Origin of the sequence: Thermomonospora sp. CIF 1, assembly GCF_001896795.1 — a bacterium.
Classification (GTDB): domain Bacteria; phylum Actinomycetota; class Actinomycetes; order Streptosporangiales; family Streptosporangiaceae; genus Thermomonospora; species Thermomonospora curvata.
This window is the reverse complement of sequence record NZ_MOYN02000022.1, coordinates 1-24,035: the sequence shown is the minus strand read 5'-3', so window position 1 is coordinate 24,035 and position 24,035 is coordinate 1. Positions and strand designations below refer to the sequence as shown.

At 71.7% G+C, this 24,035-nt stretch carries 29 protein-coding genes and 1 pseudogene; 21 read left to right on the top strand and 9 right to left on the bottom strand.

Going from position 1 to position 24,035, the window contains the following annotated elements; translation table 11 throughout:
- Positions 1–74 precede the first annotated feature (74 nt).
- The 7 genes from BUE48_RS15990 (at position 75) to BUE48_RS15960 (ending at position 6,701) form a co-directional block, all read left to right on the top strand.
- Positions 75–809, top strand: a complete 735-nt coding sequence (locus tag BUE48_RS15990; protein WP_012853539.1) for a YdcF family protein — start codon at positions 75–77, stop codon at positions 807–809.
- Between the two features lie 215 nt (positions 810–1,024).
- Positions 1,025–2,287, top strand: a complete 1,263-nt coding sequence (locus tag BUE48_RS15985) for a deoxyguanosinetriphosphate triphosphohydrolase (protein ID WP_012853538.1) — start codon at positions 1,025–1,027, stop codon at positions 2,285–2,287.
- A 223-nt stretch (positions 2,288–2,510) separates the two neighbouring features.
- Positions 2,511–3,560, top strand: a complete 1,050-nt coding sequence (locus tag BUE48_RS15980; RefSeq protein ID WP_286990377.1) for a PQQ-binding-like beta-propeller repeat protein — start codon at positions 2,511–2,513, stop codon at positions 3,558–3,560.
- 42 nt (positions 3,561–3,602) lie between these two features.
- Positions 3,603–4,775, top strand: a complete 1,173-nt coding sequence (locus tag BUE48_RS15975; RefSeq protein ID WP_012853536.1) for an MFS transporter — start codon at positions 3,603–3,605, stop codon at positions 4,773–4,775.
- 86 nt (positions 4,776–4,861) lie between these two features.
- Positions 4,862–5,317: a GtrA family protein gene (locus BUE48_RS15970; RefSeq protein ID WP_012853535.1), complete on the top strand. Its 456-nt coding sequence runs from the start codon at positions 4,862–4,864 to the stop codon at positions 5,315–5,317.
- Positions 5,310–6,185 (top strand): RNA polymerase sigma factor SigJ, encoded by an 876-nt coding sequence (gene sigJ / locus BUE48_RS15965; protein WP_012853534.1) that lies wholly within the window; start codon positions 5,310–5,312, stop codon positions 6,183–6,185. Before BUE48_RS15970 ends, sigJ begins: the two co-directional genes overlap by 8 nt.
- A gap of 72 nt (positions 6,186–6,257) precedes the next feature.
- Positions 6,258–6,701: a carboxymuconolactone decarboxylase family protein gene (locus BUE48_RS15960; RefSeq protein ID WP_012853533.1), complete on the top strand. Its 444-nt coding sequence runs from the start codon at positions 6,258–6,260 to the stop codon at positions 6,699–6,701.
- Between the two features lie 63 nt (positions 6,702–6,764).
- Here the strand turns inward: BUE48_RS15960 and BUE48_RS15955 are convergent, their stop codons facing one another.
- Together BUE48_RS15955 and BUE48_RS15950 are read right to left on the bottom strand one after the other, a co-directional pair.
- Positions 6,765–6,923, bottom strand: a complete 159-nt coding sequence (locus BUE48_RS15955) for a hypothetical protein (RefSeq protein ID WP_286990375.1) — start codon at positions 6,921–6,923, stop codon at positions 6,765–6,767.
- A gap of 33 nt (positions 6,924–6,956) precedes the next feature.
- A complete protein-coding gene (locus BUE48_RS15950) occupies positions 6,957–7,502 on the bottom strand; it encodes a hypothetical protein (protein ID WP_286990374.1) in 546 nt (181 codons plus the stop codon).
- Between the two features lie 41 nt (positions 7,503–7,543).
- On the opposite strand from BUE48_RS15950, the pseudogene BUE48_RS15945 reads away from it, so the two are divergent.
- A pseudogene (locus BUE48_RS15945) lies at positions 7,544–7,717 on the top strand (DUF305 domain-containing protein); the annotation flags it as partial.
- A 48-nt stretch (positions 7,718–7,765) separates the two neighbouring features.
- Here the strand turns inward: BUE48_RS15945 and BUE48_RS15940 are convergent.
- The 6 genes from BUE48_RS15940 to BUE48_RS15915 are packed head-to-tail and all read right to left on the bottom strand — an operon-like array spanning position 7,766 to position 12,220.
- Positions 7,766–8,536: an urease accessory protein UreD gene (locus BUE48_RS15940; RefSeq protein WP_012853532.1), complete on the bottom strand. Its 771-nt coding sequence runs from the start codon at positions 8,534–8,536 to the stop codon at positions 7,766–7,768.
- Positions 8,533–9,195: an urease accessory protein UreG gene (gene ureG, locus BUE48_RS15935; protein WP_012853531.1), complete on the bottom strand. Its 663-nt coding sequence runs from the start codon at positions 9,193–9,195 to the stop codon at positions 8,533–8,535. Before ureG ends, BUE48_RS15940 begins: the two co-directional genes overlap by 4 nt.
- An 18-nt stretch (positions 9,196–9,213) precedes the next feature.
- Positions 9,214–9,879, bottom strand: coding sequence for an urease accessory protein UreF (locus tag BUE48_RS15930; RefSeq protein WP_286990371.1), 666 nt, complete (start codon positions 9,877–9,879; stop codon positions 9,214–9,216).
- Between the two features lie 13 nt (positions 9,880–9,892).
- Positions 9,893–11,617: an urease subunit alpha gene (locus BUE48_RS15925; protein WP_286990370.1), complete on the bottom strand. Its 1,725-nt coding sequence runs from the start codon at positions 11,615–11,617 to the stop codon at positions 9,893–9,895.
- The gene (locus BUE48_RS15920; RefSeq protein WP_012853528.1) at positions 11,610–11,921 is read right to left on the bottom strand and encodes an urease subunit beta; all 312 of its coding nucleotides are present in this window, start codon (positions 11,919–11,921) and stop codon (positions 11,610–11,612) included. The genes BUE48_RS15925 and BUE48_RS15920 overlap by 8 nt, the downstream gene beginning before the upstream one ends.
- Entirely contained in the window at positions 11,918–12,220 is a 303-nt protein-coding gene (locus tag BUE48_RS15915) for an urease subunit gamma (RefSeq protein WP_286990368.1), read from the bottom strand. Before BUE48_RS15915 ends, BUE48_RS15920 begins: the two co-directional genes overlap by 4 nt.
- A 245-nt stretch (positions 12,221–12,465) precedes the next feature.
- Between BUE48_RS15915 and BUE48_RS15910 the strand changes: the two genes are divergently transcribed.
- Both BUE48_RS15910 and BUE48_RS15905 read left to right on the top strand, forming a co-directional pair.
- Positions 12,466–14,073, top strand: coding sequence for a flavin monoamine oxidase family protein (locus BUE48_RS15910; RefSeq protein WP_012853526.1), 1,608 nt, complete (start codon positions 12,466–12,468; stop codon positions 14,071–14,073).
- Between the two features lie 10 nt (positions 14,074–14,083).
- Positions 14,084–14,731: a Rid family hydrolase gene (locus BUE48_RS15905; RefSeq protein ID WP_286990366.1), complete on the top strand. Its 648-nt coding sequence runs from the start codon at positions 14,084–14,086 to the stop codon at positions 14,729–14,731.
- A gap of 176 nt (positions 14,732–14,907) precedes the next feature.
- On the opposite strand, the gene BUE48_RS15900 is transcribed toward BUE48_RS15905, so the two are convergent.
- Complete coding sequence (locus BUE48_RS15900; RefSeq protein ID WP_286990365.1) at positions 14,908–15,513, bottom strand: outer membrane protein assembly factor BamB family protein; 606 nt, start codon at positions 15,511–15,513, stop codon at positions 14,908–14,910.
- A gap of 76 nt (positions 15,514–15,589) precedes the next feature.
- Here BUE48_RS15900 and dnaG point away from each other — a divergent pair, with 76 nt between their 5' ends.
- The 11 genes from dnaG (at position 15,590) to BUE48_RS24615 (ending at position 23,606) form a co-directional block, all read left to right on the top strand.
- Positions 15,590–17,479, top strand: a complete 1,890-nt coding sequence (dnaG, locus tag BUE48_RS15895) for a DNA primase (RefSeq protein WP_012853523.1) — start codon at positions 15,590–15,592, stop codon at positions 17,477–17,479.
- A gap of 71 nt (positions 17,480–17,550) precedes the next feature.
- A complete protein-coding gene (gene rpoD / locus BUE48_RS15890) occupies positions 17,551–18,696 on the top strand; it encodes an RNA polymerase sigma factor RpoD (protein WP_286990363.1) in 1,146 nt (381 codons plus the stop codon).
- Between the two features lie 93 nt (positions 18,697–18,789).
- Positions 18,790–19,683: a tyrosine-type recombinase/integrase gene (locus BUE48_RS15885; RefSeq protein WP_286990362.1), complete on the top strand. Its 894-nt coding sequence runs from the start codon at positions 18,790–18,792 to the stop codon at positions 19,681–19,683.
- A gap of 302 nt (positions 19,684–19,985) precedes the next feature.
- On the top strand, positions 19,986–20,294 hold the full coding sequence (locus tag BUE48_RS15880) for a hypothetical protein (RefSeq protein ID WP_286990360.1): 309 nt from the start codon (positions 19,986–19,988) through the stop codon (positions 20,292–20,294).
- A gap of 110 nt (positions 20,295–20,404) precedes the next feature.
- Positions 20,405–20,602: a hypothetical protein gene (locus tag BUE48_RS15875; protein ID WP_286990358.1), complete on the top strand. Its 198-nt coding sequence runs from the start codon at positions 20,405–20,407 to the stop codon at positions 20,600–20,602.
- Between the two features lie 698 nt (positions 20,603–21,300).
- Positions 21,301–21,453 (top strand): hypothetical protein, encoded by a 153-nt coding sequence (locus tag BUE48_RS15870; RefSeq protein ID WP_286990356.1) that lies wholly within the window; start codon positions 21,301–21,303, stop codon positions 21,451–21,453.
- A gap of 34 nt (positions 21,454–21,487) precedes the next feature.
- Positions 21,488–21,712, top strand: coding sequence for a hypothetical protein (locus tag BUE48_RS15865; RefSeq protein ID WP_286990355.1), 225 nt, complete (start codon positions 21,488–21,490; stop codon positions 21,710–21,712).
- Positions 21,713–21,755: 43 nt separating this feature from the next.
- A complete protein-coding gene (locus BUE48_RS15860) occupies positions 21,756–22,103 on the top strand; it encodes a helix-turn-helix domain-containing protein (RefSeq protein WP_286990353.1) in 348 nt (115 codons plus the stop codon).
- Between the two features lie 10 nt (positions 22,104–22,113).
- Positions 22,114–22,749 (top strand): hypothetical protein, encoded by a 636-nt coding sequence (locus BUE48_RS15855; protein WP_286990351.1) that lies wholly within the window; start codon positions 22,114–22,116, stop codon positions 22,747–22,749.
- Complete coding sequence (locus BUE48_RS15850; protein ID WP_286990349.1) at positions 22,746–22,976, top strand: hypothetical protein; 231 nt, start codon at positions 22,746–22,748, stop codon at positions 22,974–22,976. Before BUE48_RS15855 ends, BUE48_RS15850 begins: the two co-directional genes overlap by 4 nt.
- A gap of 231 nt (positions 22,977–23,207) precedes the next feature.
- Entirely contained in the window at positions 23,208–23,606 is a 399-nt protein-coding gene (locus BUE48_RS24615) for a phage terminase small subunit (protein WP_502694617.1), read from the top strand.
- Positions 23,607–24,035 lie beyond the last annotated feature (429 nt).

Below are 24,035 nucleotides of genomic sequence, written 5' to 3'. Positions count from 1 at the left end.
ACCCCGCAAAACGCGGGAAAACGGCTCGAACTCGCGGCGTTCGGCAGGCCGTCTAACCTAGCGTGGTTGGCACGATGACGTTGGAAGCTGAACTGCCCGGGACCGGCGAGGCCGAGCCGTCGCAGGGGGAGAGCCGCGACCCTGCGCCCCGGGGCGGTGCGCGGCGGCAGTGGCTGCTGTGGACCGTGGCGGTGCTGCTGGGAATCCTGGCGGTCGTGGTGCTGACCCCGCTGACCGTGGGCTGGCGGGTGTGGTACCAGGCCCGCCAGGACGAGACCCCCAAGTCGGACGCGATCGTGGTGCTGGGCGCCGCCCAGTACAACGGCGTCCCCTCGCCCACGCTGCGCTGGCGGCTGGAGCACGCCGTCAAGCTGTACCGCCGGGGCGTGGCCCCGGCGATCGTGACCGTCGGCGGCAAGCAGCCCGGCGACAACTACACCGAGGCCGACGCCGGGCGCAACTGGCTGATCAAGGAGCGGCAGGTGCCGGCCGACAAGGTGGTGGCGGTGCCGGTCGGCAGCGACACCCTGGAGAGCATGCAGGCGGTCGGCGCCAAGTTCCGGGAGCTCAAGTGGCACTCGGCGGTGCTGGTCACCGACCCCTGGCACGGGCTGCGCTCCAAGAAGATGGCCCAGGACCAGGGCATCAAGGCCGCCGCCTCGCCGACCCGCAGCGGCCCCAGCGTGCAGACCCGCGACACCCAGTTCCACTACATCGTCCGGGAGACCGGCGGCTACCTGTCGTATGTGCTGTTCGGCCGCAGCGTCCGCTCCCCCTCTGAGCTGCGGCCCTCCTTCTCGCCGCGCTGACGCCTCGGCGGCGCGCATTCACCGGACCGCCCTCGGCGCGGCGTACCCTGGGAGCCCGCGATCAGAGTGGAATAATTGAGCCTTTTCGGCACGTGCCATCAGGTACCGGGACGGGAGCCTTCGCGGGCGATGCCGCAGAACCTCGTTCCCGCTCGTAAGGCGCCCGTCCCGTGGGGATGCCATGGGGAGAAGGACCCGGCGAACAGAAAGGACAGATGGGGAGCTATTCCGAAGCAGACCGGGCGCGGTGGGTGCCCGAGCAGCCCAAGCGCCGTGACCGCACCGCCTTCGAACGGGACCGGGCGCGGGTGCTGCACAGCGCGGCGCTGCGCCGGCTGGCCGCCAAGACCCAGGTGGCCGACCCCGGCTCCGACGACTTTTTGCGCACCCGGCTGACGCACTCGCTGGAGTGCGCCCAGGTGGGCCGGGAGCTGGGCAAGTCGCTGGGCTGCGACCCCGACCTGGTGGAGACCGCCTGCCTGGCGCACGACATCGGCCACCCGCCCTTCGGCCACAACGGCGAGTCCGCCCTGAACACGGTGGCCGAACGCTGCGGCGGATTCGAGGGCAACGCCCAGAGCCTGCGCATCCTGACCCGGCTGGAGCCCAAGTCGTTCGCCCCCGACGGCCGCAGCGTCGGCCTCAACCTGACCAGGGCCTCGCTGGACGCGGTGATGAAATACCCCTGGCGCCGGCAGGACGCGCCCACCGGGGCGCCGTCGGGCGGCTCGGGCGCACCGTATGGGATCTACGACGACGACATCGAGGTGGCGGCCTGGGTCCGCCAAGGGGCGCCCAAGGACCGGCTGTGCCTGGAGGCCCAGGTCATGGACTGGGCCGACGATGTGGCCTACTCCGTGCACGACCTGGAGGACGCCCTGGTCGTCGGCCATGTGGACTTCGCCCGCCTGGCCGACCCCACCGAGCGCCGCGCGGTGGCCGAGACGGCCGCCAAGCTCTACTGCCCCGGCACCGACCTGACCGAGCTGGAGGAGGTCTTCGCCGAGCTGCTGGCCGAGCCGTACTGGCCGGACCACTTCGACGGCACGCTGCGCACCCTGGCCGCCCTCAAGAACCTCACCAGCACGCTGATCGGCCGCTTCTGCCTGGCGGCCGAGGACGCCACCCGGCGGCGTTATGGCCCCGGCCCGCTGACCCGCTACGACGCCGACCTGGTCGTCCCCCGCCGGCAGCGCCTGGAATGCGCGCTGCTGAAGGGGGTGACCGCGCACTATGTGTGGATCAGCCACGAGGCCAACCGCGCCCGGCAGCGCGAACTGATCCTGGAGCTGGCCGATTGGATGCTGGCCGGCGCCCCCGGCACCCTGGAACCGCAATTCCGGGTCGCCTGGCACCGGGCGCCCGACGACGCCGCCCGGCTGCGGGTGGTGGTCGACCAGATCGCCTCGCTGACCGACACCTCCGCCGTGGCGTTCCACGCCCGCCTGCGCGCCGCCCGCCGGCCCGCCGGTGCCTGATCGCACAACGGCGGCGCCGAAGATCTGTTAGATCTACCCAAAGTGTCCCGGTGGCTCTAATCTGTGGCCCACCTTGGGGGAGTGCATTTCCGACCTTTTCGCCATCGCCGTTGCCGCAGTGTCGTGCTTTCGGACGGCGAGGCCGGTCGGGCGCTCCCTGCCGCGGGCTCGCTGGGCCTGGTTGAAAAAGGTTCGGTTGTGGTGAGGAGTGCGAGGGGCTCTGGTGGCGGATCCGGTGGCGTGGCGGGCTGAGGTCGACGGCACCGTCATCCGGCTGACGGTGGCCGACGATGTGGTGTACGCCGGATGCGGGCCGCAGATCTATGCGTTCGACGCGGCGACCGGCGGGGAGATGTGGCGCATCGACACCGGCACGCCGGGGCCGTTCCGGGTGGCCGACGGCACCGTCTACGCCACCGGCGGCGGCCATGTGCGGGCCGTGGACGCCTACACGGGGGTCGAGCGCTGGCGGTTCCGCGGGGCCATCCCGGTGCGCCCGGCGGTGGCGGGCGGCCGGGTGCTGGTCATCGGCGACGCCCCCCGCTGGGGCCGCACCCTGCATGTGCTCAGCGCCCGCAACGGCGCCGAGAAGTGGCGGATGGAGGCCGACCCGAAGCTGTCGGCCCCGCTGACCGACGGCGACCTGGTCTTCGTGGGCTGCGCCGACGGGGCGCTGCTGGCGCTGCGCGCCCGCAACGGCCGGGAGCGCTGGCGGATCGACCCCTACCAGTGGCATCCCGAGTGGCCCGAGCACGGCGGCCCGATCGAGCTGCTGGGACTGTCCGACGGGGTGCTGTATGTGGCCGGGCTGCCCTTCGACCCGCCGCCGCTGGGTTTCGTGGCCGGGGTGGACGTGCGCACCGGCCGGGAGCTGTGGCAGACCGTGGCCGGCTACGACCCCGGCGGCGGACGCCCCGACGAGGGCGACCCCCCGGCCGCCGTGGTGCCCGGCGGGGTGTGCGTGGGCGAGCCGGGGACGCTGACCTACCTGTCGGCCGCTGAGGGCCGGGCCCGCCAGTACCGCTTCACCGAGCCCACCCGCTGCTCACCGCCGGCGATGATCGGCGGGCTGGTCTGCGCCGGCACCGCCGGGCAGCTCATCGACGCCTTCGACGCCGCCACCGGGCGCCGGGTGTGGGTGGTCAAGGACGTGCTGCGGCCGGAGGGGTCCGGGCCGCCGCCGGTGGCGGTGTGCCGGGGCAGGCTGCTGGTCGGCGGGCACCGCCGCATCTACCACATCGACCCCCGCACCGGCGCCACGATTCCCGCCTGAACCGCCCGCCCGGCCCCGCAGGGGTTGGCGTAGGTTCGTCGGGTGGCGAGCAAGACGGTCGCGCGGCGCTGGAACGCCCGTGCCGCGGTCACCGCGGCCTTCTTGGTGCACGGCCTGATCAGCGCGGTCTGGCTGGCCCGGATACCGCAGATCAAGCAGGCGCTCGGGCTGGATGAGGCGTCCTTGGGCGTGGCGCTGCTGGGCACCCCGGTCGGGGTGGTGCTCGGGGTCCGCTGCACCGGGCGGATCGTCGCCCGGTGGGGGAGCCGGCCGGTGGTCCGGGTGGCCGGGGTGGCGGCGGCGCTGGCGCTGGCGCCGGTGGGACTGGCCGCAGGCCCGGGGACGCTGATGGCCGCGCTGGCGGTGCTGGGCGCGGCGCTGGGCGTGCTGGACGTGGCGATGAACGCCCAGGGCGTGGCGGTGGAACGGCGGTGGCGGCGTCCGCTGATGTCGGGGCTGCACGGAGCCTGGAGCATCGGCTCGCTCGCCGGTGCGCTCCTGGGGGCCGGTGCCGCCCATCTGCAGGTTCCGGTGCGGCTCCACCTGGCCGTGGCCGCCGCCCTGCTGACGGCGGTGGCGGCGGTGGGAACCCGCGGGCTGCTGGGGGCGTCCGCCGAAGCGCCGCCCGGTGCGCGAAAGAGCGGGGAGGGCGCATCGCCTCGTCCGGTCCGGGGCGTCCTGCTGATGCTCGGTGTGGTCGGCCTGTGCTCGTTCTTGGGCGAGGGGGCCATGGCCGACTGGAGCGCCGTCTACCTCAATGAGACGCTCGGCGCCGGTGCGGGCGTCGCCGGGCTGGGCTATGCGGGCTGCGCGGTGGCGATGGCGGCGGCGCGGCTGGCCGGCGACCGGGTCGTCGCGGCCTTCGGCCCGGTCCGGGTGCTGCGCGCCGGCGGGCTGCTGGCCGCCGGCGCGCTGGGCGGCGGGCTGCTGGCGGGCACGCCGCCGGCCGCGCTGGCCGCGTTCACGCTGTACGGGCTGGGCGTCGCGGTGGTGGCGCCGGTCACCTTCAGCGCGGCGGGCAACCTGCCGGGCGTGCCGGCGGCGACCGGGATCTCCTGGGTGACCTCCATCGGCTACACCGGTTTCGTGGCCGGGCCTCCCCTCATCGGCCTGGTGGCCCAAGGGGTCGGCCTGGCCTGGGCGCTGGCCGTCCCGGTGGGGCTGGCCTTGGTGATCGCGTTGCTGGCCGGGGTGACCGCAACCGCCCAAAGCTGAACTTTTCGTCAGAAAAATAACCTTTTGGCATCCGGCGTGCGGGTCGGGATCGGGAAAGATCGTCTGTTCCGGTAAGGTCGGGCGGGATGAGCACCATGCAGCGGTCCCGGGGGGCTTCGGACGCGCCCTCGCGCCTGCATTTCCTGTGCGAGCTGCTGCGTTTCGGCACCGTCGGGACCATCGGCACCGTGATCACGATCGGCGGCGCCAACCTGCTGCGCGAACGGCTGTGGGAGAGCCCGGTCACCACCGTGCTCATCCCCACGATGATCTCCACGCTGTTCTCCTACCTGGCCAACCGGCACTGGACCTTCCGGCACCGCGACAGCGACGGCTCCGGCCGCGAGATGGCGCTGTTCTTCGGCCTCAACGGCGTGGGCATGGCGATCCAGGCCAGCTGCACCGCCTTCACCTTCTACACCCTGCATCTGCACGACGCGCTGTCGTACAACGTGGCGCTCGTGGTGGGGCTGGCTTTGGCCTCCGCATGGCGCTACTGGTCCTACCGCAGGTGGATCTTCACCCCCGCCGTCCGTGTCTGACCGCCTGGCCGAGGAGTGGCGGCGGCATCGCCCGGCCGTCTTCGGCGTCGCCTACCGGATCCTCGGCAGCGTCGCCGACGCCGAGGACGTGACCCAGGACGTGTGGCTGCGCGCCGCGGGCGCCCGCCTGGAAGAGGTCCGGGACCTGCGCGCCTGGCTGGTCACGGTGGCCGCGCGCCGCTCCTATGACCTGCTGACCTCGGCCCGGGCCCGGCATGAGGACTACATCGGCCCCTGGCTGCCCGAACCGCTGCTGACCGGTCCGGACGCCGCCGAGCCGGTGCTGGTGGACGACCTGGTCGGCACCGCGATGCTGCTGGTGCTGCGGGAGCTGTCGCCGCCCGAGCGGATCGCGTTCGTGCTGCGCCAGGCGTTCGATGTGCCCTATGACCGGATCGGCCGGGTGCTCGACAGGTCGCCGGCCGCCTGCCGGCAGCTGGTCTCACGGGCGCGCCGCCGCATCGCCGCCCGCATGCGAGGGAACGGGCCGCGCGCCTCCCGCGCCGAGCGGGAACGCGTGATGGCGGCCTTCCGGGCGGCCCATGAAAAGGGCGACACGGCCGCGCTGGCGTCGCTGCTCGACCCGGAGGCGGTGTACATCACCGACGGCGGCGGCGAGGTCTTCGCCGCGCGCAAACCCATCGTCGGGAATGTGCGGATCGCCGAGACGCTGCTGCGGGTGGCCCGCCGCCCGGTGCCCGCCGCGTTCGTCCCCGCCGAGGTCAACGGCGAGCCCGGCCTGCTGGTCTACCGGGACGGACGGCTGGTCGCCGTGGACACCGCCGAGATCGCCGCGGGACGGATCGTGGCGTACCGCAGGGTGCTCAATCCCCGCAAACTGCGCGGGATCCGCCCCCGCGGGGCCTGACCGCGGAGAAAAACCCGTCACACGGGCATGGGCGGCGTCGTCTCCCTGGTGAAACCGACCCAGGGAGCATGCATGGAAGCACGCATGGACCTCGCCAAGACCGCGCCGAAGCCGTATCAGGCGGTCCTGGCGGCCTATCGGACGCTGGCGGAAGGGCCGCTGGATCCGGTCGTCCAGGAACTGGTGAAGATCCGCGCCTCGCAGCTCAACGGCTGCGCGTTCTGCCTGGACCTGCACGTCCACGAGGCGCGCCGGCGCGGTGAGAGCGAGCAGCGCCTGGCGCTGGTGGCGGCCTGGCGCGAGGCCCCGGTGTTCAGCGAGGCCGAACGGGCGGCCCTGGCCTACACCGAAGAGGCCACCCGGCTGTCCGAACGCGGGGTGAGCGAGGAGGTCTGGCAGGCGGTGACCGCCTGCTTCGACCAGGAGGAGGCGGGCGCGCTGGTCGTCCTGGTGGCCTTGATCAACGCGCTCAACCGGCTGGGGGCGCCGCTGCGCAGGCGGCCTGCGGTGCGCTGAAACACCGTGCCCCGGCTGCACGTGGCCGGGGCACGGCCTTGCCGGTTCACCGGGGGCGCGGTGTCACCGGCGGTAGTAGTCCGGCTGGGTCTGCACATTGAGCAGGTCCAGCTTGACCTTCTTTCCCTTGCCGACGATGTCGTGGATCGCGTTGGCGCCCTTGTTGGGCCCGACGGCCTTGTTGCAGGTGGCGCCGCCGCCGAGCTCGTCGGTGAGGACCACCTTGTCCGCCTTGTTGTTGAAAGTGGCCGAGTGTCAGAAGGTGAAATCCGCGGTGTCGCGGACGACGCCGATGATCTTCGGCTTCTCCGGGGCGGAGATGCCGAACAGTGCGCCGTCGCCCATGCAGGCGCCCGCCGCCAGGTCCTTGCCGGGGTGGGCGGTGATGTCGTGGCAGCCGGTGGTCGGGTAGGTGGTGCTGCCCTCACCGGGGTTGCCGCCGTCGGGGAACAGCACCGGCTCGGCCACCACCGCGGCCTCCGCCGGCCTCTTCAGCGGCACCTTGATGATCGGGATCTGGTCGAAGGGGTAGTGGCAGTCCGGCCCCACCGAGCTCGGACCCGGCAGGTAGGAGGAGACGTAGACCGAGTCCTTGTTCCTGCCCTTGCCCGGCACCGGCGTGTGGGTGTGCGAACCGCAGCCGGTCTCCACGGCCTTGGCATAGCGCGGGTTGCGCACGTCGCTGATGCCGAAGATCTTGATGCCCTCCCAGGCGGTCGGGTCGGTGACCGGCTCGGCGGTGCTCTGGCAGGAGTCGTCGCTGCGCGAAGAGCCGGTGGACGGGAACAGCGGATTCCCCATCACCGAGACGTCGTTCTGCGACCCGGGGCGCGCAGTTCGACCGGCTTTACCTCACCTTGGTGATCGGACATCACGAGGGCGCCCTGACGATGGCCGACCGGGTACTGGCCGAGGGCACCGATGTGCTGGTGCAACAGATGGCCAAGGAGGTGCTCACCGGCCAGCGGGCGGAGATCGTCCGGATGCGCGACCTGCTGCGCGGCCTGGAGGAGTGAGACCGGCCCGGCCGCCTGAACGGCGCATCCGGGACGGCGGCCATCGGATCAGGCGATGCGGGCCGCACCGGTGCCCGGCCGCGCTCGGCCGAGCGCCAGGGCCTCGCCCTCCTCCAGGCGGCGGCGCAGCTGCGCCGATCCGGCGCCGAGCGCGGTGACCAGGACTCCGGGACCGGCCAGCGGCAGCACCGCCAGGCCCTCGGCGGCATGCGCCGCAGAATCCCGGCCGGAGGCGGTCAGGCCGGGACCGGCCAGCAGCACCGAACCGACCGCCCCGGCACCCCCCAGCACGGCGCCGCTGGTGCGGACGGCCGGATCGGTCAGATCCAGTTCGTGGCGCAGCAGCGGCCTGCCGCCGTAGGTCACATCCAGCCGGCCGGCGTGCCGTCCGGGCCGCTCCCCGTGCCGTCCCAAGATCAGCTCTTCCCGCCACCGCAGCGCACCGCCCTCGGCCAGGTCGATCGAGGCCGTCGCGCGGTGCCGGGACCCGGCCGCCGCCACGGTCGGCTCGGGCGCGAAGTCCAGGTGGCCGCCGGCGCCGACCCGGGCCCGCACGGTGAAGCGCGACTCGCCCTCGCCCGGCAGCACCAGCGTGCTCGCCACCGACCGGATCGCCAGGCGCGCGCCGGGACCCACCACCACTTCCAGCGTCAGTTCGTCCCCGCCCAGCGGGCCGGCCGCCGCGCCCACCAGGTAGACCGCATCAGGAGTCTGGCGCAGCGCCAGCGGGCCGTCTGAGCGCAGCTCGCTCAGGCGCGTCCGCCCATGGGGGCCCGCCTCGGCCACCACCGCGGCCCGGGCCGCATAGCGGCGGCTCATCCCACCGGGTGGCGGTGGCCGATCAGCCCGCGCACCCAGCCGGCCACCTCCGGCGCGTCCGGCTCCTGCCGCAGCGAGGTGAACAGCACCGGGCGGCCGGCGCGCACCGCGGCCGCGTCGGCGGCCATCACCGCCAGGTCCGCGCCGACCAGCGGGGCCAGATCCGTCTTGTTGATCACCAGCAGGTCCGAGGCGGTGACGCCGGGGCCGCCCTTGCGCGGCACCTTGTCGCCGCCGGAGACGTCCAGCACGAAGATCTGCCGGTCCACCAGGCCCCGGCTGAAGGTGGCGGTCAGGTTGTCGCCGCCGCTTTCCACGATGACCAGGTCCAGCGGGCCGTGGCGGCGCTCCAGGTCCTCGATCGCCTCCAGGTTGGCGGAGATGTCGTCGCGGATGGCGGTGTGCGGGCAGCAGCCGGTGCGCACCGCGCTGATCCGGTCGTCCGGCAGCACCGCGGCCCGGCGCAGGAAGTCGGCATCCTCGGTGGTGTAGATGTCGTTGGTCACCACCGCCAGCGACAGTTCCTCCCGAAGCGCCCGGCACAGCGCGGCGGTCAGCGCGGTCTTGCCGCTGCCGACCGGGCCGCCGATGCCCAGCCGCAGCGCCCGGCCCGCGGTGTCGGGGGCGTGGTGGGGGTCGTCGCCGTGAAAGGCACCCAAGGCAGTTCCTCCAACGCTTCAGGATTCGAAAAGACGCAGGTCGGCCTGCAGATGAAGCTCGGCGTACAGGTCCAGCAGCGGGGCGGAGACGGTCGGCAGCTCGGCCGGATCGGCCGCGGCGCAGCCTGCGGCCCGCGCGGCGACGGCATCGATGTCGCCGGCCAGCTCCGCCAGCGTCCGGTGCACGGCCAGCGGGTCCAGCCCCAGCAGCCGCACCGCCGCCGACGCCGGCCCGCTCACCGCCCCGTAGGCGGCGATCGCCGCGGCCTGCCGCGGGCCGCCCCCGGCCACGGCGGTCGCCGCGCCCAGCACCACCGGATGGTGCGGGCCCGCCTCGTGCAGCTCGCCCAGCGCGTCCAGCTCCGCCACCGGCCAGGTGGCGCGCACCGCCCGCAGCAGTGAACGGCCCTGGGCGCGGGAGGCCCGCCGCTGGGCGGGGGAGGGGGTGCGCGCATCGGCCTCCGCGTCCAGCCGCGCCCAGTCGTCGCGGCCACCGGCGCAGGCGGCGGCCGCCAGCGCGGCGGCGACCAGCCCGGCGGTGGCCAGCCTCCCGCGCAGAAAGCCCGCCAGGGCGGCCGGGTCGGTGACCGCCCCGGCGGCGGCCGCCGGCTCCAGCCCCCCGGAGTGGGCGTGCCCGCCCGCCGGCAGCCGCGAGTCGGCCAGCAGCAGCAGCGCGGCGTCCATCACAAGCCGCCCATCAGAACAGGAAGTAGCGCTGGGCCATCGGCAGCTCGACGGCCGGGGCGGGCTCGACCTCCTCGCCGTCGATGGTGACGGTGAAGGTGTCCGGGTCCACCTCGATGGCCGGCAGCGCGTCGTTGAGCGGCAGGTCGGCCTTGCCCAGGCGGCGGGTGTTCTTGACCGGCACCAGCGGGCGGTTCACCGCGATCTTGCCGGCCAGGCCGTCCTCGATCGCCGCCGGGGCGACGAAGTGCACCGAGGTGGCGGCGGCCGCCGCGGGCGCGGCGCCGAACATCGGACGGGGCAGCACCGGCTGCGGGGTGGGGATGGAGGCGTTGGCGTCGCCCATCGCCGCCCAGGCGATCACCCCGCCCTTGAGCACCACCGACGGGCGCACCCCGAAGAACGCCGGCTCCCACAGCACCAGGTCGGCCAGCTTGCCCGGCTCCACCGACCCGACCAGGTCGTCCAGGCCGTGGGCGATGGCCGGGTTGATGGTGTACTTGGCCACATAGCGGCGGGCCCGCAGGTTGTCGGCGGGCTCGGCGCCGTCGCCCGGCAGGGAGCCGCGGCGCTCCTTCATCACGTGCGCGGTCTGCCAGGTGCGGATGACGGTCTCCCCGATCCGGCCCATCGCCTGGGAGTCCGAGCCGATCATCGAGATGGCGCCCAGGTCGTGCAGGATGTCCTCGGCCGCCATGGTGGTGGGGCGGATCCGGGACTCGGCGAACGCCAGGTCCTCGGGCACCGCCGGGTTGAGGTGGTGGCACACCATCAGCATGTCCAGGTGCTCGTCCAGGGTGTTGACGGTGTGCGGGCGGGTCGGGTTGGTCGAGGACGGCAGCACGTTGGGGTGCGCGGCGACGGTGATGATGTCGGGGGCGTGCCCGCCGCCGGCGCCTTCGGTGTGGTAGGCGTGGATCGACCGGCCGGCGATCGCCTCCAGGGTGGACTCCACGTACCCGGCCTCATTCAGGGTGTCGCTGTGCAGGGCCACCTGCACGCCGGAGGCGTCGGCGACCTTCAGGCAGGCGTCGATCGCCGCCGGGGTGGACCCCCAGTCCTCGTGCAGCTTGAACCCGCAGGCCCCGGCGCGCAGCTGCTCCCACAGCGCCTCGGACGAGACGGTGTTGCCCTTGCCCAGCAGCGCCACGTTGACCGGCCAGACATCCAGCGCCTCCAGCATCCGGTGCAGGTACCAGGCGCCGGTCACCGTGGTGGCCTTGGTGCCCTCGGCCGGGCCGGTGCCGCCGCCCAGCAGCGTGGTCACCCCGGCGCCCAGCGCCTCTTCCACCAGCTGCGGGCAGATCAGGTGCACGTGGGAGTCGATCGCCCCGGCGGTGAGGATCTTGCCGTTGCCGGCCAGCACCTCGGTGGACGGCCCGATCACCAGGTCTGGGTGCACCCCGTCCATGGTGTCGGGGTTGCCGGCCTTGCCCAGCGCCACGATCCGTCCGTCGCGGACGCCCACGTCCGCCTTGACGATCCCCCAGTAGTCCAGCACCACCGCGCCGGTGATCACCAGGTCCACGGCGCCCTCGGCGCGGGTGGTGCGGGCCTGGCCCATCGATTCGCGGATCACCTTGCCGCCGCCGAACACCGCCTCATCGCCGGCCCCGGCCGCTCCCATGGAACGGTCCTCGGTGACCTCGATGAACAGGTTGGTGTCGGCCAGGCGGATGCGGTCGCCCGTGGTCGGGCCGAACAGCGCCGCATAGCGGGCGCGCGACAGTTCAGTCATCGAGTGCTCCGGCGCTCTCGCTTCGCAGGCCGGGGACCACGCGGTTGCCGGCCAGGGGGACCAGGGACACCTCGCGGGTGATGCCGGGCTCGAACCGCACTGCGGTGCCCGCCGGGACGTCCAGCCGGCGTCCCCAGGCGGCCTTGCGGTCGAACTCCAGCGCGGGGTTGGCCGCGGCGAAGTGGTAGTGCGAGCCGACCTGGATCGGCCGGTCTCCGGTGTTGACCACCGTCACCGTTACCCGCTCGCGTCCGGGGTTGAGCTGTACGGGCCGCTCGCCCGGCACGATCTCGCCCGGGATCATGGGATCGGCCTGTGCACGGTCACGAGCTTGGTCCCGTCGGGGAAGGTCGCCTCGACCTGGACCGACTCCAGCATCTCCGGCACCCCTTCCATCACGTCGTCGCGGGTGAGCACGGTGCGCCCGGCCTGCATCAGCTCGGCCACCGTGCGTCCGTCCCGGGCGCCCTCCAGCACGTAGGCCGCGATGATCGCGGTCGCCTCGGGATGGTTGAGCCGCAGCCCGCGCGCCCGCCGCTCCCGAGCCACCTGCGCGGCCACATGGATCAGCAGTCGTTCCTGTTCGTGTGGGGTGATCAGCACTTGATCGACGCTAGCGGCCCGCGGCGTCGCCACAACGTTTTGAATATGGATTTAATCCCGATTTAACAGTGGGTGGGGCTTAAACGGCCAGGTTGGCGGCCTTGTCGGGAGATGAGATCTCCCCATTTGGATGGATCGTTCCAAAGGTAAGTGATCATTTAGTAACACGCCCATTACGGGCGTGCATTATGTCTGAAATGTCAAGATCTGAAGCTCCCCTGCGTCGAGATCTTGGGAGGTGTTCCTTGCCGACGACGGAACAGTCGCAGGGGTTGAGCCGGCGCTCCTTCCTGGCCAGGGTGGGAGTGACCGGCGGCGCAGGGGCTATGTTCGCCACCATGGGCGCGCTGGGATTGGCGCCCTCCGCCGAGTCGGCGACCAAGGTTCCCTTTCAGCCGCCGCAGCCGTCGGACTTCCGGCTGCGCGGCCGCGGCGCCGCCAAGGTGCTGATCCTGGGCGGCGGCGTGGCCGGGCTCGCCGCCGCCTACGAGCTGGGCAAGGCCGGCTACGACTGCACCGTGCTGGAGGCCCGCGACCGGGTGGGCGGACGCAACCTCACCATGCGGGGCGGCGACAAACTGGAGGAGATCGACGGCGCCACCCAGCGCGCCAAGTTCAGCGACGGCCAGTACATGAACATGGGACCGGCCCGCATCGCGCAGTGGATGACCACCATGGACTACTGCCGCGAGCTGGGCGTCCCGCTGGAGGTCTTCGCCAACGCCAACGCCGAGGCGCTGATCTACAACGAATCGGCCGGGATGACCGCGCCGGTCAAGTGGCGCACCGCCAAGGCGGACGTGTACGGCTACATCTCCGAGCTGCTGGCCAAGGCCACCGACCAGGGCGCACTGGACCAGCAGCTCAGCGCCACCGACAAGGAGCGGCTGCTGTCGTTCCTGTCGGACTTCGGCGCGATCGGCCCCAAGAGCAGCGGTTACGCCTACACCGGCACCGGCCGGCGCGGCTACACCGTCGACCCGGGCGCCGGGGACCAGGCGGGCACCGTGCTGGGGCCGCCGCCGTCGCTGTCGCAGGTGCTGGCCAGCGGGGTCGGCCGCTCCTTCTCCTTCGAGCTGGGCTACAGCCAGGCCATGATGATGTTCCAGCCGGTCGGCGGCATGGACGCCATCCCCCGGGCGCTGGCCAAGGCCGTCGGCAACGGCCGGATCAAGACCGGGGCCAAGGTCACCAAGATCACCAACCTCCCCAACGGCGTGGAGGTCCAGTACGTCCTCAACGGCAAGACCAAGGTCGCCAAGGCCGACTACGCGATCGCCACGCTGCCGCCGCACGTCATGGCCAAGATCCCCCACAACCTGGGGGCGAGCGTCCAGGCCGCGCTGGAGTACCCGACCGTCAGCTCCGCCGGCAAGCTCGGCATCGAGTACACCCGCCGCTGGTGGGAGCTGGAGGACAACATCTACGGCGGCATCACCAACACCGACCTGGACATCTCGGTGATGTGGTACCCGTCCTACGGCTACCACGGCAAGCGCGGCGTGCTGCTGGCCTACTACAACTCCGGCCGCAACGCCCAGACCTACGACCCCCTGACCCACGCCCAGCGGCTGGAGCGGGCGCTGAACGCGGGCGCCAAGATCCACGGGGCCAAGTTCAAGAAGGACATCGCCGCCTCCCTGTCGATCGCCTGGCGCCGCCAGCCCTTCATCGAGGGCGCCTGGGTCAACTGGCCCAGTCGCGGCGCCGAGTACAGGCTGCTCAACCAGCCGCAGGGCCGCGTCTACTTCTGCGGCGACTGGCTCAGCTACGAGATCGCCTGGATGCACGGCTCGTTCGAATCGGCCCGCAAGGTCGTCACCGAACTGCACCAGCGGGTGCTGAAGTCCTGAGGAGACCCCATTGCGTCGCAAGATCATCGCTGGTGCCGTCGCCACGACCCTGCTGGTCGGCGTCGGCGGGGCGGCCTCGGCGGCCCCCAAGAGCAAAAAGCCCAAGGCGCCCAAGCCCCATGAGGTGATCGTGGCGCTGCCGGAGGGATCGGCCACCCCGAACATCGCCAACGGGGTCTCGGTGGGCGCGCACGTGGCCACCTACACCGCCAGCGGCACCGGGCCGGCGGCCGCCAACACCGCCGCCCCCGCCGGCACGCCCGAGCGCTACATCGACTTCCCCGGCGGCAAGCTGCCCCCCGGCGTCACCATCACCGAGGCCCAGGGCATCAACGCCCTCAAACAGGTCAGCGCCAACCTGGAGGCCGTCGGCCTCACCCCGCGGGATGTGATCTCCATGCGGGTGTACCTGGCCAACCCGCCCGGCTCCGACAGCGCCGACTTCAACGGCTGGAACCGCGCCTACCGGCAGTTCTACGCCAACACCGATCTGACCACCGGCAAGCCCATGGAGGTGCCGCTGGGCTCGGCGGCCCCCGCCAAGCCCATGTACGTCAACCCGGCCCGTCCCTCCCGGGTCGCGCTGGAGGTGGAGAACCTGCCCGTTCAGGGGTGGCTGGTCGAAGTGGAGGTGGTCGCCGCCTACCCCGAGAAGTGAGCGGAGAACCGTCTGCGCCCTGCGCCGACTGAAAGGAGGAGACCAGGCGTCCCACCGGTGACTCCCCGCCGGTGGGACGCCGCTTCCATGCCCGGCCCGGTGGTCAGAAGCGGATGAACTCCAGGGTGCGGCGGCCCACCGGCGCGTCGCGGGCGTGGTCGATCGCCACCCAGTCCTCACCGAGGCCCTGCAGCCGGCCGGCCCACGCGCTCGCCGTCCGCGGCGCGGTACACCAGCACGTAGGAGATCTTGTCCTCGACGGTCCCGACGGCGACCAGGCCGCCGGTGACCCTGGTCCCCCAGGGCGGCGACAAGGACGTCACCCCCGGGTCGGGGGCGGTCCACCGGGTGCGCCCGGTCGCCATGTCCAGCAGCGCCGGCCCCCCGCGCCACAGGGTCCGGCCGGTCGCCGGGTCGATGACCGTGAACGGGCCCTTGTCCACCAGGTCCTCTTTCCGCCAGTCCACGATCACCTCGTCGGTGACGCGCCGCGTGTACTGGTCGCTGGAGGGCGAGCTCCACAGTTGCCGTCCGGTGGCGGCGTCCAGCCCCACCACCGCCTCATCGTTCAGGACCACCGCGACCCGGCCCATGAGCACCGTCGTGTTGGAACCGGTGGGCATCTGCGCCGACCATCGCGGTGGCGGCCCCTCCTGCCTCGGCGTCCAGTGGGGGACGTCCGACACAGAGAGGTCCGGCACGGAGAAGTCCGAGGTGCAGGCGGCGGGGGCCAAGGCGGTCGCGAGCGCCGCGTCGATGCGCAACCCCGCGGGCAGGCTCATGATCGCATTGTGCCGGGGCGGTCCGGCCCCCGGGCGGGACGGGGCCGGGGCGGTGGAGCGGGATTAGACTCGCGGCGTGGCAGGCCGGATTCGCAACGAGGACATCGCGCTCGTCCGTGAGCGGTCGCCGATCGCCGACGTCGTGGGGGAGTACCTCCAGCTGCGCAGCGCGGGCGGCGGCGACCTGAAGGGGCTGTGCCCCTTCCACGATGAGAAGACCCCCTCGTTCAACGTGACCCCCTCCCGAGGGCTGTACTGGTGCTTCGGCTGCGGCGAAGGCGGCGACGTCATCACCTTCGTGCAGAAGATGGAGCACCTGACCTTCGTCGAGGCGGTCGAGCGCCTGGCGGCCCGGGCCGGCGTCGAGCTGCGGTACGAGGAGGGCGGCTACGCCCCCCGCCGCCAGGACGGGCAGCGCGCCCGCCTGATCGAGGCGCACAAGGCCGCCGCCCAGTTCTACGCCGAGCAGCTGGCCGGTGAGGAGGCGGCGATCGGCCGGCGTTTCCTGGCCGAGCGCGGCTTCGACGCCTCGCACGCCGAGCACTTCGGGGTGGGGTACGCCCCCCGCGGCTGGGAGACGCTGGTCAGGCATCTGCGGGGCCGCGGTTTCACCGACCGGGAGCTCATCGCCGGCGGGCTGGCCCGCGAGGGCCGGCGCGGCCCGGTCGACCGGTTCCGGGGACGGCTCGTGTGGCCGATCCGCGACATGACCGGCGATGTGATCGGGTTCGGCGCCCGCAAGCTGTATGAGGACGACGACGGGCCCAAGTACCTCAACACCCCTGAGACCCCGCTGTTCAAAAAGAGCACCGTGCTGTACGGGGCGGACCTGGCCAAAAAGGAGATGGCCCGGCGCCGCCAGGCGGTGATCGTCGAGGGCTACACCGATGTGATGGCCTGCCATCTGGCGGGGGTGACCACCGCCGTGGCCACCTGCGGCACCGCCTTCGGCGAAGAGCACGCCAAGCTGCTGCGCCGGCTGCTGATGGACCAGCCGGACGCCCGCGCCGAGATCATCTTCACCTTCGACGGGGACGCCGCCGGGCAGCGGGCCGCGCTGCGCGCCTACGAGCAGGACCAGCGGCTGGGCGCGCAGACCTTCGTGGCGGTGCAGCCGGACGGGCTGGACCCCTGCGACCTGCGGCTCAAGCACGGGGACGCGGCGGTGCGCGACCTGATCGCCTCCCGCACCCAGCTTTTCGAATTCGTCATCCGCGCCACCATCGAACGCTACGACCTGACCACCAACGAGGGCCGGCTGGCCGCGCTGGACGCCGCCGCCCCGGTGGTGGCCGGCATCAAGGACGCCGGGCTGCGCAAGATGTACGCCACCAGCCTGGACCGCTGGCTGGGCATCATGGACGAGCGGTTCGTGCTGCGCCGCATCCGCGAGCAGGCCGGCCGGGCGCGTGCGGGCGGCGCCGCCCGGACGGGCGTCGCCGGCGGCCGGCCGGAGCGGGCGCGCCCGGCGGCCGCAGAGCCCGGGCACGACCTCGGCGACCCGGACGTGCAGCGCGAATGGGAGCTGCTGAAGCTGGCGGTGCAGCGCCCGGCGGTCGTCGGCCCGGCCTTCGACCAGTTGCCCGAGTCGGCCTTCACCGCCCCGCCGCACGCCGCCGTGCGCGCGGTGATCGCCCAGGCCGGCGGGGTGGCGGCGGCGAGCGGGCCGGACTGGGCGGTGCGGCTGCGCGAGGCGGCCCCCAATGAGCGGGTGGCCGCGTTGATCACCCGGCTGGCGGTGGAGCCGCTGCGCCTTGCCGGGGAAACGGACGACCGATACGCCAATGAACTGCTCGCCCGGATCTGGGAACGCCAGCTCACCGGGGAGATCGCCGCGCTGAAGGCCAAACTCGAACGGCTGAATCCGGTCGAGCATCCGGACGACTACAACCGCCTGTTCGGCGATCTGGTGGCGCTTGAGCAGCAGAGACGCGTGATGCGGGAACGAGCCATCGGGTCCCTATAGCACATTTTCCCGAAAAATGGGTGCTGTGATCTAGCACTCGATTGACGCACACTGTCACTGTGGGCCCTTCGGTGCTGCCAAGCCAAGCGCCATCGGTTGACCAGGTGGCGGACCTTGTCGTGCGTGGGAGAGAGCACGGCGGCGTGACCGTCGACGACGTCGCCGCCGCGATCGACCGTTCCGAGCTGCCGGCGGACTCGCTGGAGCGGGTCGTCCTGGCGCTCGCCGAACAAGGAGTGGAGGTCCTGGAGTCTCCCGGCGAGACCGGGGAGCTTTCCCGAGCCGACGAGGACGACCTCGGCAAACGGGTGCCGACCAGCGACCTGGTCCGCATCTACCTGCGGGAGATCGGGCGCGTGCCGCTGCTGACGGCGGAAGAGGAAGTCGAACTCGCCAAAACGATAGAGGCGGGCCTGTTCGCCGAGGAGAAGCTGGCCCGGGCGGCCTTCATCTCCCCCAGGGAACGGCTCGACCTCGAACTCATCGCGCGTGAGGGGGCGCGCGCGAAACAACGCCTCATCGAGGCCAACCTGCGCCTGGTGGTCTCGATCGCCAAACGCTACGTGGGGCGGGGAATGCTGTTCCTCGACCTCATCCAGGAGGGGAATCTCGGCCTCATCCGCGCGGTCGAGAAATTCGACTACACCAAAGGCTTCAAGTTCTCCACCTACGCCACCTGGTGGATCCGCCAGGCGATCACCCGGGCGATCGCCGACCAGGCCCGGACCATCCGGATCCCGGTGCACATGGTGGAGACCATCAACAAGCTGGTGCGGGTGCAGCGGCAGCTGCACCAGGACCTGGGCAGGGAGCCGACGCCCGCGGAGATCGGCGCCGAGATGGGGCTGCCGGCCGAGCGGGTCGTGGAGATCCAGCGCATCGCGCAGGAACCGGTGTCCCTGCAGTCCCCCATCGGCGAGGAGGACTCCGACCTCGGCGACTTCATCGAGGACGCCGACGCCGTGGTCCCGCTGGAGGCCGCCGCGTTCATCCTGCTGCAGGACCAGCTGGAGGACATCTTGTGCACGCTGTCGGAGCGGGAGCAGCGCATCATCCAGTTGCGCTTCGGCCTGACCGACGGCCACCCCCGCACCCTGGAGGAGGTCGGACGCGAGTTCGGGGTGACCCGCGAGCGCATCCGCCAGATCGAGTCCAAGACGCTGGCCAAGCTCCGCCACCCCTCCCGCGCGCAGATGCTGCGCGAGTATCTTGACTAACCAGACCAGCAGAACAGGCCCGCAACCTGGGCAAATCCAGGGTTGCGGGCCTAAGCTTGCCAAGCACGATGCTTGGAAGTCAAGATAACGACTGTGACCCCCCAAGAACTCCGATCGCTGCTGGACTCCTGGGAAGTCCACCTCAAGGCCGAACACAAGAGCCCCAATACGATCAAGGCGTACTGCGGCGGTCTTCGCGCGTTCCTGCGCTGGGCGGAGAGCACCGGCACCCCTCCCGAAGTCGACCGGCCCACCGTCCAAGCGTTCCTGGCGGATCTACTCGACGCTGGCGCCGAAGCGGCCACCGCACACGGCCGTTATCGCGCCCTGCGGCGTTTCTCCGCGTGGCTGGTCGAGGAAGGCGAGACCGACACTGACCGGTTGGCTGGGCTCAAGCCCCCCAAGCTTGATCAGAAGGTCGTTCCCGAACTGACTCTTGACCAGGTGCAGGCGCTCATCAAGACGTGTTCCGGCAAGACGCTGAGGGACCGGCGGGACGAAGCGATCATCCGCTTCGCGCTGGAAACCATGGCACGGGCGGGTGAGGTCATCGCCATGGAGGTCGACGACGTCGACGTGAAGGCCGGGACGGCGGTCATCCGCCGCGGCAAGGGCGGCAAGGGCCGCCGCGTGGCGTTCGGGCCGCAGACCAGCCGGGCCATCGACCGCTACCTGCGCGCCCGGCGGTCCCACCCGCTCGCCAACACCCCGGCGTTGTGGCTTGGTGACCGCGGCAGGGGGTTCAGCTATGACGGGCTGTATGCGGCGTTGAAGCGGCGTGCCAGGGCCGCCGGGCTCGACGGGGTGTATCCCCACGTCCTAAGGCATACCGGGGCCGGCCGGTGGCTTGCGGCCGGCGGCAGTGAGAACGGGCTCATGGCCATCGCCGGATGGCGGACGCGGGACATGATCGACCGGTACACCCGCGCGACCTCAGAGAAACGGGCCGCCGAAGAAGCCCACCGCCTCAACCTTGGCGACTTCTAGATTCGAACATATTGGCAGTTTCTGTCGAACAGAGACTTAGCGTTGTGCTAATGCGAGTGAGCTGCTAGACAAGGAAGGACTAGGAAAAACCCCGGCGGATTGACCTCGCCAAAGACCATCCGCCGGGGCTACAACCAAACGGCCGCCCAGCTCACAGCGCTGGCCGGCAGGTCTCCCCTGCCAAGGGGCGACCTGCCTATGAGCTTACGCGCGCGCAAGCCAGATTTCCACCTGTGGAAAGCGCTTGCCGTCCAGCGACACGACCGCGCTGTGAGCTGGGCCCCAGATGAGGAGGGGCTCTCGTGGCTCTCACGCCTGGACAGCGCCGACTGCGCGCCCGGCTCGCCGCTCATGCCCGGTGGGCCAAGACCGTCGATCGCACCGCCGCCACCGCCGCCGCCCGCGCCGGAATAATCGCTCGCTTTGAGCGGGAGGTTGATCCTGAGGGGGTCCTAAATCCGAAGATTCGCGCCCGTCTGGCCGAGAACGCCCGCCGCCAGTTCCTTGCACAGATCGCGATGAAGTCGGTCGAGGCGCGGCGCAGGAAGGCCGCGGAGAGACGGGCCGCCGAGTCGGCGCCGTCCGACGTCGCCCAGGACGGTGACGTCTGATGGCGGCGGAAGGAGCGGCGACCCCCCGGCCCATCGCCCCGGGGGGTCACATCCAGCAGACGCCTAGCGCTGCCACCCGTGCCAGGGTATCGCGGGCCCCCGACATCGCCGTGGCGGTCGCCTACGGCCCGAGCGGTCGCCGTAGGCGGTGGATCGCGCTGGTCGAGGTCTGCCCGCGCTGCGGACGCGCCCATGTCCACTACGGCACCCCGGCCGGGCCGCCGCGGCGGCGGTCCTGCGGCGGACACCAGTACCTGCTCCACGCGATCTACGGCGGTCACAGCGACCCGGCGGAGGTAATCGCATGATGGACCTCCAGCACGGGCCGGAGACCGGCAGCATCCCAAACGCCTTTAGAAACGCGACTTTTTGGCGCTGGTCGCGGGAGATGCCCCGCGCTCTCCGTAGGGTGCTGCTCACCCCGCTGTATGCGCTCGGCAGCGCTGCCGACAGCGCCGGCCACCTGCGCTTCGCCAGCGACCGGCGGCCGATCCGCATGAGCGACCTGGCCAGGGCGATGGGCTGTGACGAGAAAGATGCCCGGCGGTACCTGAGGGCGCTGGTCGCGGCCGGGGTGCTGGCCGTCGAGGGCGAACAGGGGCGGGGCAAGCGCCCGACCTACCGCCTACTCGTCCCCTCCCGACCGGACTGGCAGGCGGCGGCCGACTCCCTGAGGGCCACGGAGCGGAAGCGGCCCGCCCGGCGGACGCCACCCCCGTGGGAGCGCGCGGAAAACGGGGGGCAGACCCCCAAAGTCAGCTTTCAAATTTCGGGGGTCTGCCCCCCGAAGTCTGAGGGGGACGGCGAGGAGGGAAACGGGGGGCAGACCCCCGACCGGAAACGGGGGGCAGACCCCCGAGCACTACGGGGGGCAGACCCCCGTACATCCCATGTATCCCAGGATGTCTCCCATGTAGTGGCTGATGTAGGTGACCTACCTACAGGTGTCGCGCACGCGCGCGAGGCAGACGAGCGAGACCACAAGCGGTATTTGGATGGTCTGCCGATGGGCGGCAGACCCTACCGGGCCGCCGCCCGCCACCACCTCGAAGGGCTCGGGGTCGAGCCGACACCTGAGCAGATCGACGCCTACGCCTACGCGATGGCCACGGGCTCACCTCCGCCGGGCCGCCCGCTGCTGAGGGTGGTGGGGGAGTGATGAGCGACCGTGATCGATCTCTAGGAGGCCCCCCGTGGGACGCAAACTGAAGCTGAACCCTGCCCGTAGGACGTCGCGCATGGAACGGGCGCTCGCCCGCCTACGGGCTGCTGAGCGGCGCGCAGAGGAAGCTAAAGCCCGCGAGGAAACCGCCATTGCGCGTATCGCGGAGCTGGCCGACGTGACGGTGGACGAGGTCCGCGCCGAGATCGCCCGCCAGCAGGCGCTGGAAGACGACTTCAGGCAGGAACGTGAGTGACCCCACTCAGGGACCGGCAACACCTCAGGCTGACCGTCCGACCGTGTCCGCCCGTGCCCTGGCGTTGCTGGACGAAGCGGCCGGTCGGCGGTTGCGTCTGCGCTACCGGGCCTTCCCAGAGCTCTACCAAGAGTTGCTGGCCGCCCATCGGCTCGCGCTGGCATGGCGGATCACTGGCGCCGACGCCAGCGACGTCGCCATCACCACCGATCCAGCCGCACAGTCAGATCTGACGACGAACGAGGCAGCGGCCGTCATTGGCATCACCCCTAGCGGGGTGCGGGAGGCGATCCGGTCCGGTCGGCTGACCGCATCCCGCCGCGCCGGCCGCTACTTCGTCCCCGCGACGGCGGTCGCCGAGTTCATGCAGCGGCGGGCCGCCAGGATGTGAGGAGGATCGGGTGCCGCTGGATAAGGACTCGCTGGCCAAGATCCGCCGACTGCAGCAGCGGTTCGCAGACGAGATCACCCGGATTCGCCAGAACCCAGACCTATCCGACCTGGGCAAGCGCAAGGCGATGGCGGTTGCGCGTCACCGGACGGTGCAGGAGATCGACCGGATTCGTGACGAGGCCACCGCCACATGGCAAACCCGCAAAGCGGCGCTGGAGCGTCGTCTGTTCAGCATAGGCAGCGAGCCGGACCATCTCACAGCGGCGCTGAGCCTGCGGGATGCGATGGACCGGGTGAGCGGGGTGAAGACCGCGCACGAAGCCCAGCTTCTGATGCGCCGCGCGATCCGGACCGGCGACCAGGAACTTGCCCGGGCCACATTCATGCGCGCTTGGGACGAAGCCGGTAGCGGGCTGGCCGGGTCAGGATGGGGACAGGTCGTCCGCGACTACGTCACCCACGTCCGCTCAGACCTTGCAGGCGACGTGGAAGAACTGGCCGAGATGCAGGCCGCCACCACTCCCGCGGCCCGCATGGCAGAGCGCATCGAGACCGGCGTGCCCACCCCGCCGGAGCTGGCCGGCCTCAGCTCCTACGACCTGGCGAAGTTCGCCGCCGAAGCCGAGACGGGCGCGTCAGCATGAGCGGCGACCCGATCCGAGCATGGGCCGCCCGCCGGCGACCGCCCGCCTACCGGTTCCCCGACCCGCCGCCGACCGATCCGGAGCCGGTCGACCCGGCCACGCTCACCCCCGGCGCCGCCCGCCCCGGCGAGCGTCGCGGCGACCCGCTTCGCGACTTCATCACCGGCAGCCGCGATGGCCTTCACGGCTCCACCACCTTGAACATCCAGAGCGGGCCGGACGACTAGGGGACGCTCGGGCGCTCCTGCCCCTGGTCGGATCACGGGCCGGAGCGGGCGGCCCAAAGGCTACGGCCGGGCCGCCCGCAAGCCCCGGGTGGGGGGCACCCCCCGAGCGGCGCCCCAGGACGACCGGAGGGTGATAGCGCCGGGGAGTCTGCTTGAGCAGCAGAAGTCAATCCACCCCCCGAACAGGGGGTGTTTTCACAGGTCAGGGCCGGTATTTGGAGGTGGTAAACGATGGCTGCTCCGATCCCTGACCCGTCCCGGCCTCACAGTCGGTACCGGCGACCAGGGGCGCAAGTGGTCGTCCTGCCCGCCGAAGGCTGCCCCCTGCCTCCACCGCCCATGCCGAAGGGGCGGAGGTGGACAGCCGCACAACGAGAGTTGTGGGCGGAGTTGTGGAAAAGCCCACAAGCGACGATGTGGGATGACTCCTTCGCGGTGGCCGTGGCGATGTACGTGGCCCACGTGTCCGCCGTGCTGGCCGGCAAAGCTGCCGCGTGGCAGGCGCAGGAGGCCCGGCACTTGGCCGACCGGTTGGGACTGACCCCAGCGGGCATGGCGGCATGCGGGTGGCGTCTGCCTGAGCCGGGTGAGACCCCCGCGCCGGTCGTCCCGTTGAGGTCGGTCCAGTGAGCGAACGGAGGGCCGCCCGGGCCTGCCTTCCCACCTCTCCATCGATAGAGCGTCCGCACCTGGTGGACGAGCTAAAAGGGCTCATCCCGATCGCCGGTTGGGGTCACCGGCTGGGAGACCCGCGAGCGGCAGACGCCTACGCCCGGCTGCAGCATCTTGCCGTCCGGCTGGGGTTTCCTGAACCACCTCCCATCGAGGACCTGGCCGTAACGGGCACCCGGACACCGGCGGATCAGTGGCTTGAGCAGTGCGGACTTAGATGACCCCCGGGCGCCCCCTGCCGCCACCCTGCGGCGACCGGAGCTTGTTGACGCGCTCCCCGGCATGAATGCCGGGGATTCAGCCCGTGCCGCATCGTGCGGCACCTCTGCGGCTTCCTGCTTCACCGGCGTCCGCCACCCCGAAGGGTGGTCTTACGTCGCCTCCACA